The organism is Streptomyces sp. NPDC045955 (assembly GCF_056430805.1).
This window is the reverse complement of record NZ_JBWKKY010000001.1, coordinates 388,843-405,596: the sequence shown is the minus strand read 5'-3', so window position 1 is coordinate 405,596 and position 16,754 is coordinate 388,843. Positions and strand designations below refer to the sequence as shown.

17 protein-coding genes are annotated in these 16,754 nt (G+C 72.0%); 12 read left to right on the top strand and 5 right to left on the bottom strand.

Features of this window, described 5'->3' with window-relative positions:
* Positions 1–310 precede the first annotated feature (310 nt).
* Together AC07F0_RS01855 and AC07F0_RS01850 are read left to right on the top strand one after the other, a co-directional pair.
* Complete coding sequence (locus tag AC07F0_RS01855) at positions 311–691, top strand: STAS domain-containing protein (RefSeq protein WP_020272191.1); 381 nt, start codon at positions 311–313, stop codon at positions 689–691.
* Between the two features lie 168 nt (positions 692–859).
* On the top strand, positions 860–1,372 hold the full coding sequence (locus tag AC07F0_RS01850; RefSeq protein WP_478972942.1) for an EF-hand domain-containing protein: 513 nt from the start codon (positions 860–862) through the stop codon (positions 1,370–1,372).
* Between the two features lie 19 nt (positions 1,373–1,391).
* Here the strand turns inward: AC07F0_RS01850 and AC07F0_RS01845 are convergent, their stop codons facing one another.
* The gene (locus AC07F0_RS01845) at positions 1,392–2,894 is read right to left on the bottom strand and encodes a class I adenylate-forming enzyme family protein (RefSeq protein ID WP_478972939.1); all 1,503 of its coding nucleotides are present in this window, start codon (positions 2,892–2,894) and stop codon (positions 1,392–1,394) included.
* A 90-nt stretch (positions 2,895–2,984) separates the two neighbouring features.
* Here AC07F0_RS01845 and AC07F0_RS01840 point away from each other — a divergent pair, with 90 nt between their 5' ends.
* From AC07F0_RS01840 to AC07F0_RS01825, 4 genes are all read left to right on the top strand, one after another.
* Positions 2,985–4,181, top strand: coding sequence for an amidohydrolase family protein (locus AC07F0_RS01840; protein ID WP_478972936.1), 1,197 nt, complete (start codon positions 2,985–2,987; stop codon positions 4,179–4,181).
* Positions 4,181–5,314, top strand: a complete 1,134-nt coding sequence (locus AC07F0_RS01835) for an acyl-CoA dehydrogenase family protein (protein ID WP_478972933.1) — start codon at positions 4,181–4,183, stop codon at positions 5,312–5,314. The genes AC07F0_RS01840 and AC07F0_RS01835 overlap by 1 nt, the downstream gene beginning before the upstream one ends.
* Positions 5,315–5,316: 2 nt before the next feature.
* Positions 5,317–6,198, top strand: a complete 882-nt coding sequence (locus tag AC07F0_RS01830; protein ID WP_478973569.1) for an acyl-CoA dehydrogenase family protein — start codon at positions 5,317–5,319, stop codon at positions 6,196–6,198.
* 443 nt (positions 6,199–6,641) lie between these two features.
* Complete coding sequence (locus AC07F0_RS01825) at positions 6,642–7,121, top strand: ATP-binding protein (protein WP_436729524.1); 480 nt, start codon at positions 6,642–6,644, stop codon at positions 7,119–7,121.
* A 471-nt stretch (positions 7,122–7,592) separates the two neighbouring features.
* Here AC07F0_RS01825 and AC07F0_RS01820 read toward each other — a convergent pair whose 3' ends face one another.
* Positions 7,593–8,519, bottom strand: coding sequence for a cyclase family protein (locus AC07F0_RS01820; protein ID WP_478972931.1), 927 nt, complete (start codon positions 8,517–8,519; stop codon positions 7,593–7,595).
* Between the two features lie 105 nt (positions 8,520–8,624).
* On the opposite strand from AC07F0_RS01820, the gene AC07F0_RS01815 reads away from it, so the two are divergent.
* The 3 genes from AC07F0_RS01815 to AC07F0_RS01805 all read left to right on the top strand — a co-directional run bounded on the left by AC07F0_RS01815 (position 8,625) and on the right by AC07F0_RS01805 (position 11,849).
* On the top strand, positions 8,625–9,542 hold the full coding sequence (locus AC07F0_RS01815; protein WP_478972928.1) for an SDR family NAD(P)-dependent oxidoreductase: 918 nt from the start codon (positions 8,625–8,627) through the stop codon (positions 9,540–9,542).
* A 109-nt stretch (positions 9,543–9,651) separates the two neighbouring features.
* Positions 9,652–10,800, top strand: coding sequence for an acyl-CoA dehydrogenase family protein (locus AC07F0_RS01810; RefSeq protein WP_478972925.1), 1,149 nt, complete (start codon positions 9,652–9,654; stop codon positions 10,798–10,800).
* The gene (locus tag AC07F0_RS01805; RefSeq protein ID WP_478972922.1) at positions 10,800–11,849 is read left to right on the top strand and encodes a Zn-dependent alcohol dehydrogenase; all 1,050 of its coding nucleotides are present in this window, start codon (positions 10,800–10,802) and stop codon (positions 11,847–11,849) included. Before AC07F0_RS01810 ends, AC07F0_RS01805 begins: the two co-directional genes overlap by 1 nt.
* Here AC07F0_RS01805 and AC07F0_RS01800 read toward each other — a convergent pair.
* Positions 11,839–12,918 carry a GlxA family transcriptional regulator gene (locus AC07F0_RS01800; protein WP_478972919.1) on the bottom strand — a complete coding sequence of 360 codons (1,080 nt, stop codon included), beginning with the start codon at positions 12,916–12,918 and terminating at the stop codon, positions 11,839–11,841. The genes AC07F0_RS01805 and AC07F0_RS01800 overlap by 11 nt on opposite strands.
* A gap of 71 nt (positions 12,919–12,989) precedes the next feature.
* Here AC07F0_RS01800 and AC07F0_RS01795 point away from each other — a divergent pair, with 71 nt between their 5' ends.
* Positions 12,990–14,300 (top strand): MFS transporter, encoded by a 1,311-nt coding sequence (locus tag AC07F0_RS01795; RefSeq protein WP_478972916.1) that lies wholly within the window; start codon positions 12,990–12,992, stop codon positions 14,298–14,300.
* Positions 14,301–14,318: 18 nt separating this feature from the next.
* On the opposite strand, the gene AC07F0_RS01790 is transcribed toward AC07F0_RS01795, so the two are convergent.
* Positions 14,319–15,209: a LysR family transcriptional regulator gene (locus tag AC07F0_RS01790; protein ID WP_478972913.1), complete on the bottom strand. Its 891-nt coding sequence runs from the start codon at positions 15,207–15,209 to the stop codon at positions 14,319–14,321.
* Between the two features lie 137 nt (positions 15,210–15,346).
* Between AC07F0_RS01790 and AC07F0_RS01785 the strand changes: the two genes are divergently transcribed.
* Positions 15,347–15,712: a YybH family protein gene (locus tag AC07F0_RS01785; RefSeq protein ID WP_478972910.1), complete on the top strand. Its 366-nt coding sequence runs from the start codon at positions 15,347–15,349 to the stop codon at positions 15,710–15,712.
* A gap of 88 nt (positions 15,713–15,800) precedes the next feature.
* A complete protein-coding gene (locus AC07F0_RS01780) occupies positions 15,801–16,109 on the top strand; it encodes a hypothetical protein (RefSeq protein WP_478972907.1) in 309 nt (102 codons plus the stop codon).
* 15 nt (positions 16,110–16,124) lie between these two features.
* Here the strand turns inward: AC07F0_RS01780 and AC07F0_RS01775 are convergent, their stop codons facing one another.
* Positions 16,125–16,730 (bottom strand): flavin reductase family protein, encoded by a 606-nt coding sequence (locus AC07F0_RS01775; RefSeq protein ID WP_478972904.1) that lies wholly within the window; start codon positions 16,728–16,730, stop codon positions 16,125–16,127.
* Positions 16,731–16,754 lie beyond the last annotated feature (24 nt).

The window sequence follows — 16,754 nt, the reverse complement described above, 5'->3', positions numbered from 1 at the left end:
TGTCCGACGCCTTTCCGAATGTAGTCGGCACGTCCGGTAGCGCACGCCCCTTTGTGGCAATGTGCGCCCCCTGACCGGCCGCAGGTGGTAGGGGGCCTCCGGTGCTCGCGACGAGTGCTGTCGGGCCGCACCTACCCCGCCCTCCTCTGATCAGACCTGACTGAAGGCGATCGAACAGGAACGAAGTCGACTAAAACAAGCCTCTTTTGCAAGGGATCCGTTTTTCGGGTTGTGTTTCAGGGAACGGCCGCTGGGCAGCCGCGCTGCAAGGAAGCGTAGGGACTGCTTCCGGTTTTGGCGATCGAAGGGCGTGGTGGTGACCTTCAAAGTGACCGGCGGCGAGCAGGGCGAATGGGCCGTGCTCCAGGTGTCGGGCGAGCTGGATCTGGTGACGTCGCCGGTGCTGCGTCAGCGTGTGCACGACGCGGTGGCCGAGGGGCACCACTGTCTTGTCCTCGACTTGTCCGAGGTGTTCTTCTGCGATTCCAGCGGCGTCGGCGTGCTCATCGCCGCCCGCCGGCTGATCCGCTCCTGCCAGGGCCGGCTGCGGCTGGTGCTGCCCGCCCGGGGCGCGGCCGACGGGTCGCATGTCAACCGGGTCCTCGGCGCGCTGGGCGTCCGCAGGCTGTTCGACGTGTACGGCGATGTGGACGCGGCCCTGGGCGACGAGGGCGAACCCCTGTCCGCGTGAGGAGCCGGTGACGCACGGTAGGACGAGTGTTGCCGTTCCGACACGCCGTTGTCCCGGAATTCCCCCGGTCTTGGCACAAGTGACGTTTTCCCGCGCCCGAACGGCCCCCTCCGTCGTACGCTCCGAGCCAGAAGCACCCCACCCGACGTAAGGCGGCCCGAAAGAGACATGGTCAGCAGCGAGTACGAGCGCAGGATCGCCGCCCGGTTCGCCACCTTCGACCAGGACGGCAACGGCTACATCGACCGCGAGGACTTCTACGGCGCGGCCAAGGCGCTGCTCACGGAGTTCGCCGTGGCGGCCCGGTCCGACAAGGGCCAGGCGCTGTACGGCGGTGCCGAGGGCTTCTGGCAGGGCATGGCCGGGATTGCGGACCGTGACGGCGACCAGCGCATCACGCGCGAGGAGTTCGTCAACGGCGCGGTCAAGCGGCTGCGCGACAACCCCGACCGCTTCGCCGAGATCGCCCGCCCCTTCCTGCACGCGTCCCTGGACGTCGCCGACGCCGACGGTGACGGCGCGGCGACGGTCGAGGAGGCCGCCCGCGTCCTGAAGTGCCTCGGCGTCCCGGAGGACGTCGCCGGCCCGGCCGCCGCCACGCTCGACACGGACGGTGACGGCAAGGTCGGCGAGGCCGAGGTCGTGTCCGCCTTCGCCCGCTACTTCACCGTGCCCGAGTAGCCGCCCCGGGCGCCGGGCCTCACGTGCCCGCATAGCGCTCGCGCAGCTTGTACTTCAGCACCTTCCGCAGGGTCGCGCCCCGCGGAAGGGAGTCCACCACCTCCAGCCGCTCGGGCAGCTTGTGCACGGACAGTCCTTGCGCGCGCAGGAAGGCGGTCACGGACGCGAGCGTCAACACCTCCGCCCCCGGGGCCTGTTCCACCACCGCGCACACCAGTTCCCCGCGCGCCGCGTCCGGCAGCCCGATCACCGCCACGTCCCCGACCGCCGGATGCCGGTGCAGCAGCTCCTCGATCTCCTGGGCCGAGATGTTCTCGCCCTTGCGAATGATCACGTCCTTCAGCCGGCCGGTGAGGACCAGGTGCCCGCTCTCCGTCAGCCGCCCGAGGTCGCCGGTGCGCAGGAACCCCTCCTCGTCGAAGGCCTCGGCCGTCTGCCCCGGGTCCAGATATCCCCGGCACACCGCCTCCCCGCGCAACCGCACCTCCCCGTCCACGATCCGTATCTCCATCCCCTCCGGCGGCCGTCCCTCGGTCGTCGCCAGCAGCTCGGGGGAGTCGTCCGGCGACCCCATGGTGATCATCGGTACCTCGGTCATGCCGTAGCCGTGGGTGAGCCGCACACCCATCTCGCGGACGACGGCGTGGTACAGCTCCGGCGGCTTGGGCGCCCCGCCCCCCGCCAGCAGCCGCAGCGAGGGGACGAGCGGAACGCCCGGCTGCTTCCGCTGCTCCGCCAGGAACATCGAGTAGAACGCCGTCGAGCCGCCCGCCATCGTCACCCCGTGCGCGCGGTACGCCGCCAGCGCCTCCGGCAGCGCGAACTGCTCGAACAGCACGGCCGGGAAGCCGTACAGCAGCAGCATCACCGTGTAGTCGGGCCCGCCTATGTGGGCGTACGGGAAGGCGATCGACCCCACGTCGTCCGCCGATGGGCGCAGCGCGTGGGCGAGGCAGGAGCCGCCCGCGAGCAGGGAACGGTCCGTGTGCAGCACGCCCTTGGGGGCGGAGGTCGTGCCGGACGTCCAGTAGATCCAGCGGACCGCGGTGCCGTCGGAGGGCGGGGGCGGCAGTACGGACGGATCGCCGTCGGGCAGGTCGTCGTAGGCCTCGAAGACGCCCCGCGCGCCGAGCCGCCGGGCCATCTCCGTGTGGTCGAAGCCGCGCCACTCGCCCGGCACCGCGAAGAACTCCGCCTTCGACGCGCGCAGCGCGAAGCCGACCTCGCGGTCCCGGTGGAAGGGGATCACCGGGGTCTGCACGGCGCCCAGGCGGGCCAGCGCGAAGGAGAGCAGGGCCGTCTCGATGCGGGTGGGCAGCTGCCAGGCGACCACCGTGCCGGGGCGTACGCCCATGCCGTACAGGCCGGCCGCGACCCGCTCGGCGCGCGTACGCAGGGCGCCGAAGGTGAGCGCGCGGTCGTCCTGGAGGAAGAGCGGGCGGCCGGGGGTGAGGGCGGCGCGGCGGGCGAGAAGCTCCCACAGGGTGCGCGACGAACTCAGGGCGTGCGGGGTCTCGGTCACGGCTGCCCCCCTGCTGCTTGGCTGACGGGTCGTCAGGTGGGATGCTAGCTGACGCTGCATCAGATAAGTACCGTCCGGCGGAGGGGACCCATGGCGACCGAACTGCCCCGCATCATCAGCGTCGACGACCACGTGATCGAGCCCGCCCACCTCTTCGACACCTGGCTGCCGGCCAAGTACCGCGACCGCGGGCCGAAGGCGCTGACCGCCGGTATCGGCGAACTCGCCTACGTCGGCGGCAAGTACCGCATCACGATGGACCCGGACGGCCCGCCCACCGACTGGTGGATCTACGAGGACCTGAAGTTCCCGTACAAGCGCAACATCGCCGCCGTCGGCTTCGACCGCGACGAGATGACCCTGGAGGGCATCACCCGCGAGGAGATGCGGCCCGGCTGCTGGGACCCCAAGGAGCGCCTGAAGGACATGGACCTCAACCATGTCGAGGCCAGCCTCTGCTTCCCGAGCTTCCCGAGGTTCTGCGGCCAGACCTTCGCCGAGGCGCACGACAAGGAGGTCGCCCTGGCCTGCGTGCGCGCCTACAACGACTGGATGGTCGAGGAGTGGTGCGGGGACAGCGGCGGGCGGCTCATCCCGCTGTGCCTGATCCCGCTGTGGGACGTCGGCCTGGCGGTCGCCGAGATCCGGCGCAACGCCGCGCGCGGGGTGAAGGCGGTGACCTTCTCCGAGATCCCCACCCACCTCGGGCTGCCGTCCATCCACTCCGGCTACTGGGACCCGTTCTTCGCGGTCTGCCAGGAGACCGGGACGGTCGTCAACATGCACATCGGGTCCTCGTCCCAGATGCCGGCCGCATCCCCGGACGCCCCGCCCGCCGTCCAGGCCGCGCTCAGCTTCAACAACGCGATGGCCTCGATGATGGACTTCCTCTTCAGCGGGGTGCTGGTGAGGTTCCCGCAGCTCAAACTCGCCTACTCCGAGGGGCAGATGGGCTGGGTCCCGTACGCCCTGGAGCGAGCCGACGACGTCTGGGAGGAGCACCGCGCCTGGGGTGGCGTTAGCGACACGATCCCCGAGCCGCCGTCGACGTACTACTACCGGCAGATCTTCTGCTGCTTCTTCCGCGACAAGCACGGAGTGGCCTCGATCGACGTCGTCGGCCGCGACAACGCCACCTTCGAGACCGACTACCCGCACGTCGACTCGACCTTCCCGCACACCAAGGAGGTCGCCCTCGACCATGTGAAGGGCCTCGACGACGAGACGATCCACAAGCTGATGCGCGGCAACGCCATCCGGATGCTGGACCTGGACCTCGACCGCTGATGGACCTGTCGGACACGCCCGAGGAGGAGGAGTTCCGGGCCCGGCTGCGGGAGTGGCTCGCGAAGACGCTCCCCGGCCTCCCGGCCCAGCCGTCCCCCGACGACTGGCCCGGGCGGCGGGCCTACGACCTCGGCTGGCAGCGCAGGCTCCACGACGCCGGATACGCCGACGTCCACTGGGACGCGTCCCCGGCCATCCGGCTGATCTTCCTGGAGGAGACCGAGAAGGCGGGCGCGCCATACGTGGGCGCCAACTTCGTGGGGCTGCTGCACGCCGGGCCGACGATCGCCGCCGAGGGCACCGACGAGCAGCGGGCACGCTGGCTGCCGCCGATCCTGCGCGGCGAGGAGGTCTGGTGCCAGGGCTTCAGCGAACCGGACGCCGGCTCCGACCTCGCGGCCCTGCGCACGCGCGCGTGGCGCGACGGCGACGACTACGTGGTGACCGGCTCCAAGATCTGGACCTCCCACGCGGAAGTCGCCGACTGGTGCGAGCTGTTGGTCCGCACCGACCCGGAGGCGCCCAGACACCGGGGCATCACCTGGCTGGCCATGCCCATGGGCGCGCCCGGCATCACCGTGCGGCCGCTGCGCACGCTCGCCGGCTCGGCCGAGTTCGCCGAGGTCTTCCTCGACGAGGTGCGGGTGCCGGTCGGGAACCGGGTCGGGGACGAGAACGACGGCTGGCGCGTGACCATGGTGACGCTGTCCTTCGAACGCGGCACGGCCTTCGCCGGCGAGGTCGTCGCCTGCCGCCGCGTCCTCGGCGAACTGGCCCTCGCGGCCCGTGAGAACGGCCGCTGGGACGACTGTGCGCTGCGTCGCCGACTGGGCAGGCTGCACGCCGAGTTCCGGGCGCTGTGGCGGCTGACGCAGTGGAACGTGAGCGCGGCGCAGGCCTCGGGCGGCGTGCCGGGTGTCGGCGGCTCGGTCTTCAAGCTGCGGTACTCGCACGCCCGCCAGGAGCTCTACGACGCCGCCGCCGAGGTCCTGGGCGCCGACTGCCTCGACCTGGACCGCCCCTGGACGCTGGACCGCCTGTCCTCCCTGTCGTACACCATCGCGGCCGGCACCTCGCAGATCCAGCACAGCATCATCGCCGAGCGGATCCTCGGCCTGCCGAAGGGACGGTGACCGTGCGCTTCCGGCTGACGGACGACCAGCGGGCCTTGCGGGACGGGATGCGGCAACTGCTGGCGCGGCACTTCGACGGGGCGGCGCTGCGGGCCGCCGCGCAGGGCCCCGCCCGGCTCGACCGGGAGCTGTGGCGGGCCCTCGGCGACGCCGGGTTCTTCGCGCTGCGGTTGCCGGACGCCCAGGGCGGGGTGGGACTCGGTCTGCCGGAGGCGGTGTTGGTGTTCGAGGAGGCGGGGCGGGTGCTGCTGCCCGGGCCGTTGGCCGCCACCCATCTCGCGGCCGGTGTGGTGCCGGGAGCCGCCACCGGGGAGACGGTCGTCGCGGCCGTGGACGGCGGGCTCGTGGAGTGGCCGGCCCAGGCCGACGTCGTACGTGGCGACACCGCCGGAGCCGTGCCGGTGCGCTCCCTCGACCCGCTGACGCCGCTGCACCGCGTGCCCGGCGGCACGGCCGCGGACCCGGACCCCGTCGCCGTCCTCCTCACCGCCGCCGAGCAGCTCGGCACGGCCACCCGTGTCTGCGAACTGGCGGTGCAACACGCCCGGGCGCGCGAACAGTTCGGACGGCCCGTCGGGAGCTTCCAGGCGGTGGCACACCTGTGCGCCGGAATGCTGGTCCGGTCTCGGACGGCCCGCGCGGCGGTGTACGCGGCGGCCGTCACCGCCGACCCGGTCGACATCGCCGCCGCCCGTCTGCTCGCCGACGACGCCGCCGTGCGCGGCGCCCGCGACTGTCTCCAGGTGCACGGCGGCATGGGCTTCACCTGGGAGTCCGAGGTCCATCTCCATCTGAAACGCGCATGGGTTCGAACCCAGCGTGCGGGCGGAGTCACGGAGAGTGAGGAGTTTCTCGCGGCCGCTCTGGCGGCCGGAGCGCCCTGACAGGCCCCCTGGCTGCGGTGTCGCCGAATATGCCCGTGGAGATGTCGCGGATCGTGGCATCCCGTGATCACGGAGCGTTGATATCGGCTTGTGTCCCCGGAGCGACCCGTCACGGCCCGGAGTCGACTGCGGGCTCCGGTACCTTGTGTGAGATGCGAGTGGTTCTGAGCGCGGTACGACCCAGTCGCGCCGCCTGTTCGACTCCCCGCAGCGAGCGTCGCACAGTATGCCGCACGGGTACTCCTTCGCGCTGGAATATGCCCGAAGCGCTTGTTGGGGTGACTGTACGTCAACCATGCTGTCCCACAAGGGATTCACGTTCCGTGATCCTTGTCCCGGCCGTTGTTCTGGCCATGCAGAAAATGGCTACGATCGTGGCCCTCGTGAGGCGCGAGCCTAAGTGTCCGCCGGTTCGGATGGTGTGAGCGGTGCAGGTGCTTCAAGTGCAGCTGGAGATCCGGCCCGACCCCGCAGAGGTGGGGCGGGCCCGGCGGTGGGCCCGCTCCCGCCTGGCCGGGTCGGGCATACAGGCCGACGAGCCGCTCGCCGAGACCCTGATCCTGCTCGTCTCGGAGCTGGTCACCAACGCCGTGGTGCACACCGGCAGGCCCGCCGTGCTGCGGCTGTCCCTGCCGCACGCGGTGACGGAGGAGGTCACCGTCCGCCTGGAGGTCGCCGACCGCAGTGGCCGGGCCCCCGTGCCCCGGTGCGTGGACGACGACGCGACCGGCGGCCGGGGCCTCGCCCTCGTCGACGGCCTCGCCGACCGCTGGGGCTGGAGCGTCGAGAGCACCGGCAAGCGCATCTGGTGCGAGCTGGACCGGTGTTCGAAGTCCCCCGGGGTCACGACGGCGTGCGGAGGCGGCGCGGTGGCGTACGGCGGCGGCGCGCCCTTCGAGGGGCTGGCGTACGAGGCGGTGTAGTCGGGGGTGCCTTCAGGTGCTCCTCCCGTGGCCGGCTGGCCGGAGGTCGCATGGCGCACGAGGTGCGGTGTACGGCGGCACGTGCCGCGGGGTGTTGCGGCGAAGCCGGGGCATGGCCGCACGGCAGGACCGCCGTTTTCGTCATGGCATGCGGCGATGCGCCGGGATGTGCTTCCGTGCGCGCCCACGGTAAAAGCCGCATAGGCGACAAAACTCCGAACGGGTGTTGACGCCCCGTGACCGTTTGTTCACGCTTGTGGGCAGCGATTCGCCGTGAGGGGACGGCGAGGGTCGGCGACGGCGGCCCTCGGCGAGTGTGAGTCGCGATTCGGCGTCGGCTCCCTGTCAGGGCCACGGGAGTCGGGGCGGGAGCGCCGGAGTCGGGTGGCGGCGCGCGCTGCCGTGCTCGGGGCGAGCAGCGCGGCGCCGCCGTCCAGCTTCCTGCGGCGGGGTGGTGGTCCTGCGTGCGGGCTACAGGACGGCGACCGGGGCCACCGGTGAGCCGGTCGCTCCCGTGAACGGCTCGGGTGTAGCCGCCAGCAGGAAGGCGTAGCGGCCCATCTCTCCACAGGCTGTGGACAACTTTTCGAGATTCCAGTTCTGGCCCTGCGGCATCCCCATCTCCACGAGATGGAGGGCGTGCACCGGCAGCCACAGGTCCTCCACCTCGGGCGGGAACACCTCGAAGGTGAGGGTGTCGTTGGCGACCGCCGCGACGTCGCGCGCGTGGAACCACTCCGGTGTCCGGATGGACAGCCCCGGCGACGGATACGCGTACGCGTGCCGGTCCCCGGCCAGGCAGAGCCGGATCTGCCCCGTTCGTACGAGCACGATGTCACCGGCCCGCACGCGCGTACCGGCCAGGTCCTCGGCCGCGTCCAGGTCCTCGGGCGTGACGGCGTGCCCGCCGTCGAGCCGTTCCGTGCCCCGGGCCCGGGCGACGTCGAGCAGCACTCCGCGCGAGACGAGGTGCCGGACCTTGTCGATGCCGCTGAACTCGGCGCCGTCGTGCGGCGTGATGGAGTGCGCGGGGCGGCCGTTGTAGAGCCTGCCCGAGTGCGAAACGTGCGGGAGCGCGTCCCAGTGGGTGGCCGCCTGGAGCCCCATGGTCACGGCGTCGTCGCTGCACGCGACGGTGCCCGGGCCGAACAGCTCCTGGTTGATCTGCACCATGACGTGCAGCGGGTCGATCCGCCCGGGGATCATCCCCGTCTGGACGCCGTCGCGCCTCAGGGGCAGCGCGAGCGGGATCCGGCGACCGGTGCGGACCGTCGCCGCGGCCTGACGGACGACCTCGTCGGTGATCAGGTTCAGCGTGCCGAGCTCGTCGGTGGCTCCCCAACGGCCCCAGTTGTTGACGCGCTTGGCGATGTCGTGGAACGCGTCCGGCAGCGACATGAGTCCTCCCCGGGGCTTGTGTTCCCGTATCTGACGGGTCGTAGAATCTGGAGTCCGCGAAACCTAACGGTCCGTCAGAAACCGTGGGACGGGAAGGGGCCGGGCGTGGGGAACTTCTTGGCAGGCAAGGTCGTCGCCGTCACGGGCGCGGGGCGGGGCATCGGCCGTGCGGTCGCGCTCGCGGCGGCGGCGGAGGGGGCGAAGGTCGTCGTCAACGACTACGGCGTGGCGGTCGACGGCGCCTCCCCGACCAGTGAGGTCGCCGAGGCCGTGGTCAAGGAGATCGAGGCGGCGGGCGGGGACGCGGTCGCAGTCGCCGACGACATCTCCACGATGGCGGGCGGGCAGCGGGTCGTCGACGTGGCGCTGTCGTCGTACGGGCGGCTCGACGGGGTGGTCTGCGTGGCCGGGATCCTCCGGGAACGGATGCTGTTCAACATGGCCGAGGAGGAGTGGGACCCGGTCGTCGCGACGCACCTGAAGGGCACGTTCACCGTGTTCCGGGCCGCCTCGGCGGTGATGCGGGGGCAGCGCGCCGGCACGCTGATCGGCTTCACCAGCGGCAACCACCAGGGGTCGGTGTCGCAGGCCAACTACAGCGCGGCCAAGGGCGGGATCATCTCGCTCGTGCGGAGCGCGGCGCTGGGGCTGCACAAGTACGGGGTGACCGCGAACGCGGTGGCGCCGGTCGCGCGGACGCGGATGTCCGCGGGTGTTCCGGTGGAACTGGCGGAGATCGGGGAGCCGGAGGATGTCGCCGCGCTGGTGGTGTATCTGCTGTCCGAGCAGGCTTGCCGGCAGGGGATCACCGGACAGGTGTACACCGCGGCCGGGGCGAAGATCGCGGTGTGGGCGCAGCCGAGGGAGTTGCGGGCCGTGTACGCCGAGGGCGGTGCGTGGACGCCGGAGCGGATCGCCAAGGTGTTGCCGGGGTCGGTGGGGGTGGATCCGATGCCGATGCTGGAGCGGGTGCGGGAGATGGAGAGGGCGGCTCGGGAAGGGGAGCGGCCGAACGCCCAGTAGCTCGGAGGGCGCGTGTGGTGTGGCGGCTGCGGATTGTTTGTGGCTTGTCGCGCAGTTCCCCGCGCCCCTTAGGGCGTTGTCCGCGTCACTACGAACTGAGGCGGCAATCGTGGATTTCGGGTTCACGCAGGATGACGAGGACTTTCGTGCCGAGGCTCGGGCCTGGCTCGCCGCGCACGCCGAGGGTGTACGCGACCGCCGCTCCTGGGAACGCACGCTCGGGGCAGCCGGCTGGATCGGGCTCGGGTGGGATGCGGACGGGTACGGCAACCGCACCGCCACGCTCACCCAACAGGTCGTCTGGGCCGAGGAGTACGCCCGGTCGGGCGCGCCCCCGCGCTCCGGGCACATCGGCGAGAACCTCCTGGCTCCCACGCTCCTCGCGCACGGCACCGAGGAGCAGAAGTCCCGCTTCCTGCCCCCGATCGCCGCCGGTGAGGAACTCTGGTGCCAGGGCTACAGCGAACCCGGCGCCGGCTCGGACCTGGCCGGTGTCCGTACCGCGGCCGTGCGCGAGGCGAACGGTCGTGCCTACCGGGTCACCGGACAGAAGATCTGGACGTCACTCGCGCACGAGGCCGACTGGTGCTTCGTGCTGGCCCGTACCGAGCCCGGCTCGCGGCGGCACCTCGGACTGACCTTCCTCCTCATCCCCATGGACCAGCCGGGCCGGATCGAGGTGCGCCCCATCCGGCAGCTGACGGGCACCAGCGACTTCAACGAGGTCTTCTTCGACGGGGCCCGCGCTGAGCATGTCGTCGGCGGCGAGGGCAACGGCTGGCGCGTCGCCATGAGCCTTCTCGGCTTCGAGCGGGGCGTGTCCACGCTGGCGCAGCAGATCGGGTTCGCCGAGGAGCTGGGCAGCGTGGTGCGGGCGGCCGTGGAATCCGGTGCGGTCGGGGATCCCGTCGTACGGGAACGGCTCGTACGGCAGTGGGCCGAGCTGCGCACCATGCGCTGGAACGCCCTGCGCACCCTGGGCGGTTCGGGCGACGCGGGGGCCCCGAGCGTGGCGAAGCTGCTGTGGGCCGGCTGGCACCAGCGGCTCGGGGAGCTGGCGGTGCTGGTGCGGGGCGCGGCGGCGAGCGCCGGTCCGGCGGACTGGTCGCCGGCATCGCCGTACGAACTGGACGCGGCGCAGCACCTCTTCCTCTTCTCCCGGGCCGACACCATCTACGGCGGCTCGGACCAGATCCAGCGCACGATCATCGCCGAGCGGGTGCTCGGCCTGCCCAGGGAGCCCAAGGGAGCCGTGTGATGCGAGGCGTGATCTTCGACGGGAAGCAGGTCCGGGTCGTCACGGACCTGGAGGTGCGGGAGCCCGGGCCGGGTGAGGTGCGCGTCGCGATCTCGGCGGCGGGGCTGTGCCACAGCGATCTGTCGGTGGTGGACGGGACCATACCCTTCCCGGTTCCTGTGGTGCTGGGACATGAGGGGGCGGGTGTGGTGGAGGCGGTCGGGGAGGGCGTCACCCATGTCGCGCCCGGGGACCACGTGGCCCTGTCCACACTCGCGAACTGCGGTACGTGCGCGGAGTGCGACCGGGGTCGCCCGACCATGTGCCGGCAGGCCATCGGGCGTCCGGGGCGGCCGTTCCGGCACGCCGGTCTGCCCGTCCATCAGTTCGCCGCGAACTCGGCGTTCGCGGAGCGCACGGTCGTGAAGGCCGTGCAGGCGGTCCGGGTCCCCGACGACATCCCCATGGAGTCGGCGGCGCTCATCGGATGCGGCGTGCTGACGGGAGTGGGCGCCGTGCTGAACCGGGCGCGGGTCGACCGCGGCGACAGCGTCCTGGTGATCGGGACGGGCGGCATCGGCCTGAACGTGCTGCAGGGGGCGCGGCTCGCGGGTGCCCTGCGGATCGTGGCCGTCGACGCCAATCCGGCGAAGGAGGACGTGGCACGCCGCTTCGGTGCGACGGACTTCCTCACCTCGACGGAGGGCGTGCGGGACATCCTGCCCACGGGCGCGGACCACGCCTTCGAGTGCGTCGGCCGGGTGGAGCTGATCCGCCAGGCGATCGACGCACTGGACCGGCACGGCCAGGCGGTCCTCCTCGGGGTGCCGCCGGCCACGGCCGAGGCGTCCTTCCGCGTCTCGTCGATGTACCTCGACAAGTCCATCCTGGGCTGCCGCTACGGCTCCTCCCGCCCCCAGTGGGACATCGCCCTGTACGCCGGGCTGTACCGCCAGGGCAGGCTGCTGCTCGACGAACTCGTCACCCGGACCTACCCGGTGGAGGACTTCGAGAAGGCGGCGGCGGACGCGGAGGCGGGGCGGGTGGCGCGCGGGGTGCTCACGTTCTGACGGACGCGGTTCGGTCCCTTCCGTCCTTTCCAGTCCTTTCGGTCCTTTCTGCCCTTTTGATCCGGAAGGTCCGCCGGTAGGTGGTGGGCGTGACACCGAGCGCCGCCTGGAGGTGCTGGCGCATCGACTGGGCCGTGCCGAAACCGGCGTCGCGGGCCACCCGGTCGACGGAGCGGTCGGTGGTCTCCAGCAGGTGCCGGGCCCGTTCGACGCGCTGCTGGGTGAGCCACTGGCCGGGGCTGACGCCGGTCTCCTCGCGGAAGCGGCGGGTGAACGTGCGGACCGACATGGACTCCTGGGCGGCCATGTCGCGCAACTGGATCGGCTCGTGCAGACGGCCCAGGGCCCAGGCGCGGGCGGTGGTGGTGGAGGCCTGCTGCGGATCGGGCACCGGCCGCTCGATGTACTGCGCCTGACCGCCGTCGCGGTGCGGCGGTACGACCGTGCGGCGGGCCACGTCGTTGGCGACGGCGGCGCCGTGGTCGCGGCGCACCATGTGCAGGCACAGGTCGATGCCGGCCGCGACGCCCGCGGAGGTCAGCACGTCGCCGTCGTCGATGAACAGCACGTCCGGGTCGACCCGGACCTTGGGGAAGAGCCGCTGGAGACGCGCGGCGTCGGCCCAGTGGGTGGTGGCGGGGCGGCCGTCGAGCAGGCCTGCGGCGGCGAGGACGTAGACGCCGGTGCAGATGGAGGCCAGCCGGGTGCCGGGCCGGATGCGGGCGAGGGCCGCGGCCAGTTCGTCGGTCAGCACGCCGTGGTCGTAGACCGGGCCGAGTTCGTACGACGCCGGGACGATCACCGTGTCGGCGTCGGCCAGGGCCTCAGGGCCGTGCGCGACGTGGATGGCGAAGTCGGCGTCCGTCTCGACCGGGCCCGGCGGCCGGACCGAGCAGGTCACGACCTCGTACAGGCGCCGTCCCAGGGCGTCCTTGGGGCGGCCGAAGATACGGTGCGGGATGCCCAGTTCGAAGGGGAGCAGCCCGTCGAGGGCGAGGACGACCACGCGGTGGGGACGGTGGCGGACGGCCGGGTCCGCCACCGGACCGGAGTGGCTGGCCGATGTCATGGCCCGATCCTAGCGAACGCTGTCCTCCGGGCCACTCGATGGAGCCTGTCGCGGGACCGAAGCTCTATGTCGTGACCCAGACAAGCGAAGCCGCAGCAGTCGCACAGCAGCCGCCGAAGCCGGGCCGCGGCAGCCGTATACGTGTGCACCGGGCCTGGTTCGTCGCCGCCGTCACCTTCGTGACCATCATCGGTGCGGCCGCCTTCCGCTCCGTGCCGGGCCTGCTCATCGACCCGTTGCACGAGGAGTTCGACTGGTCGCGCGGCACGATCGGCGCCGCGGTCTCGGTCAATCTCGCGCTGTACGGTCTGACGGCCCCGTTCGCGGCGGCCCTGATGGACCGCTTCGGCATCCGCCGGGTCGTCGCGGTCGCCCTGACGGTCATCGCGCTCGGCTCGGGCCTCACGGTGTGGATGACGGCGGCCTGGCAACTGATGCTGTGCTGGGGCCTGCTGGTCGGCCTCGGCTCCGGCTCCATGGCGCTGGCGTTCGCGGCGACCGTCACCAACCGCTGGTTCACCGAGCGGCGCGGTCTGGTCAGCGGCATCCTCACCGCCGCGTCCGCCTCCGGCCAGCTGATCTTCCTGCCCCTGCTGTCCTGGATCGTCGAACGGCACGACTGGCGCCCGGCGGCCGTGACGGTCGCGCTCGCCGCACTCGCGGTCGTCCCGTTCGTCTGGCTCCTGCTGCGCGACCACCCCGCGGACGTGGGCCAGAAGCCGTACGGCGCCACCGAGTTCGTACCGAAGCCCGCACCGGTCCCGGGCGCCGCCCGCCGGGCCGTGACCGTCCTGTTCTCGGCCGCGCGCACCGGCCCGTTCTGGCTGCTCGCCGGCACCTTCGCGATCTGCGGCGCCTCGACCAACGGCCTGATCCAGACCCACTTCGTGCCCGCCGCGCACGACCACGGCATGCCCCTGACGACCGCCGCCTCGCTCCTCGCGGTCATCGGCGTCTTCGACGTCGTCGGCACGATCGCCTCCGGCTGGTTCACCGACCGCTTCGAAGCCCGGCGCCTGCTCGCCGTCTACTACTCCCTGCGGGGCGTCTCCCTCCTCTTCCTCCCCCTGCTGCTGGTGACGCCCGGCGTGCAGCCGCCGATGATCTTCTTCATCGTCTTCTACGGCCTCGACTGGGTCGCCACCGTCCCGCCCACCCTCGCCCTGTGCCGCGAGCAGTACGGCGAGGACAGCGCGATCGTCTTCGGCTGGGTCCTCGCCTCCCACCAGGTCGGCGCGGCCCTGGTCGCCTTCCTCGGCGGCGTCGCCCGCGACACGTTCGGCTCCTACGACGTGGTCTGGTACGCGTCTGGGGCGTTGTGCGCGGTGGCGGCGTTGATGGCGTTGGTGATCCGGCGGCGGGGGGTGGAGGCCGTGGCCTGAGAGCGGGCTCTCGCGCTTTCAGGCAGCGTCGGGCTCGGTGAACGCTCGCCGGCTGTGCAGGAGCAGTTCGCGCAGGGCGGGGCTGTGCGGGCTCTTCCAGACCAGGGCGAGCAACGCTGGTGTGTCGACGTCGTCGATGGGGCGGGTGGTGAGCCGGTCGCGGTGGTCCGCGGCCATCGAGTCGCTGAGGACGGCGACGCCGAGCCCGCGGGCGGCGAGGTCGGCGATGGCATCCGCGGAGCTGGCCTGCAGGGTGATCGCGGGCTGGAGGCCCTGCGCGGCGCAGGCACGGTCGAACACGGTGCGCAGGCCCGTGCCGGGTGGCATGCACACGATGGGGTGGGCGGCGAGGTCGCGCAGAGTGACCCGCCGCCGTTTCGCCAGGGGGTGGTCGGCCGGAACCGCTGTGACGAGCCGCTCGCTGATGATGGTCAGCGCGCGCAGCCCGTCGGGAGCGGCGGTTGCGGCCCCGATCAGCGCCAGGTCGATGGCGCCGGCGCGTACGCCCTCGACGAGCCGGTCGGAGTTGGCCTCCAGCAGGGAGATCTCCACCCCCGGATGCGCACGGTGGAATGCGGCGAGGGCGTCGAACAGGGGCGTGACGGTGCAGCCGATGACCATCCCGACCGTGAGCCGGCCCCGGATCAGGTCGGTGACCTCACCCACCGCCTGGCCGACCGCCTCGGCCGCGGCGAGCGCGGCGCGGGCGTGTTCGAGCGCGGCCTTTCCCGCGACGGTGAGGGTGGCGGTGCGCGCCGACCGGTGGAACAGCTCGGCGCCGAGCTCGCGTTCGAGCCGGCGGATCTGGGCGCTGACGCCGGACTGGCTGATGTGCACCCGCTCGGCCGCCCGGGTGAAGTTCTGTTCCTCGGCGACGGCGACGAAGTATTCCAGCTGCCTCATTTCCATGACTGCCAATTCTAGTTTCCAGAAGAACCATCTGTTGGACTTCTGGCTGCCGGGCGACGAGGCTGGAAAACGCAGGGAAGCGCTGGGAAGGGCGCACAGCACTGGAAAGCACTGAAGCCCGACGTCAGGAGGTAACCGTGCCGGAGTACGAGAAGGCCATGCGGCCCGAAGACATCACCCGCTTGTTCGTCGAACGCTCCAACGCCGGTGACGCGGCCGGGGTCGCCGCGCTGTACGAAGAGGACGCGGTGCTGGCCTACCCGCCCGGTGAACGGACGGTGGGCCGGGAGGCGATCCGTGCGCTGTGGGAGAAGGTGCTGGCGGGCCGTCCCCGCTTCGAGCCGGAACAACCGCTGCCGACGCTGGTCAGCGGCGACATCGCCCTCACCTCGACCCCGCCGAAGGACGGGACCGGCGCCCGCGCCCAGGTGGTCCGGCGCCAGCCCGACGGAAGCTGGCTGCGCCTGCTCGACCAGCCCGAGTTCGTGCCGCCCGGCCGCTGAGTTCCTCTACCGGGCGGGCTGGTCGTCGAGGACGACACTTCTACGACGACACCACCTGATCGACGCGGACCGGGACGCGAGCACCGGCGTGCCCGCCTCCGACCTCGACCTCGGCGTCTACGACGAGGGTGGCGGCATGCCCCACGGGTTCCTCGACGGGCTCGCCGACCGGCTGGAGCCGGGCGGTGAGGGCTGGCTCGTGCTGTCCGATCTGGCGGAACGGCTCGGGCTGCGCGACCGGGGCGCGTTGCTGAACGCCATCGGCACAGCGGGACTGCGAGTGATCGGGCGGCTGGATGCGCGGCCGTGTCACGCGCGCCTGCGGGACACGAGTGATCCGCTGCATGCCGTACGGGCCGCCGAGGTCACCTCGCTGTGGCGACTGGCAGTCACCTGATCCGTACCTGCCCGATCAGTCCGACAGCCGCGTGAAGCGCCCTCGGTGGAAGAGCAGCGGTCCGTCCGGGTCGTCGGCTGCCGTGCCGAGGGCGTCCACCCGGCCGACCACGATGAGGTGGTCGCCGCCGGTGTGGACGGCGTGGATCGCGCAGTCGATCCAGGCGACGGCACCCGACAGGCGCGGCGAGCCGGACACCGGCGCCGCGTCGTACGCCACCCCCGCGAACTTGTCCGCGCCGCTCACCGCGAAGGCGCGGCCCAGCTCGCTCTGGTGGGCTCCGAGGACGTTCACGCAGAACACCCCGGCCCGGGCGATGCGCGGCCAGGTCGTCGACCTGCGGCCGACCATGAAGGCGACCAGCGGCGGGTCGAGGGAGAGGGACGTGAAGGACTGGCAGGCGAAACCGGCGGGGGAGGAGCCGGGGGCGGTGGCGGAAGGTGCCGTGATCACGGCCACGCCCGTCGGGAAGTGCCCGAGGACCCGCCGGAACTCCGCCGGGCCGACGGGAGCGCGCTCGTCCTCGCCGACGCACCGCAGCTCGGGGCGCGGCAGCACTTCGACGGGCTCCGGCGCGGCGGTGCCGACCGACCTGAGGTAGCGGACGGCGGCTTCGGCCATTCCTGCTTGTCCCATCACACATGC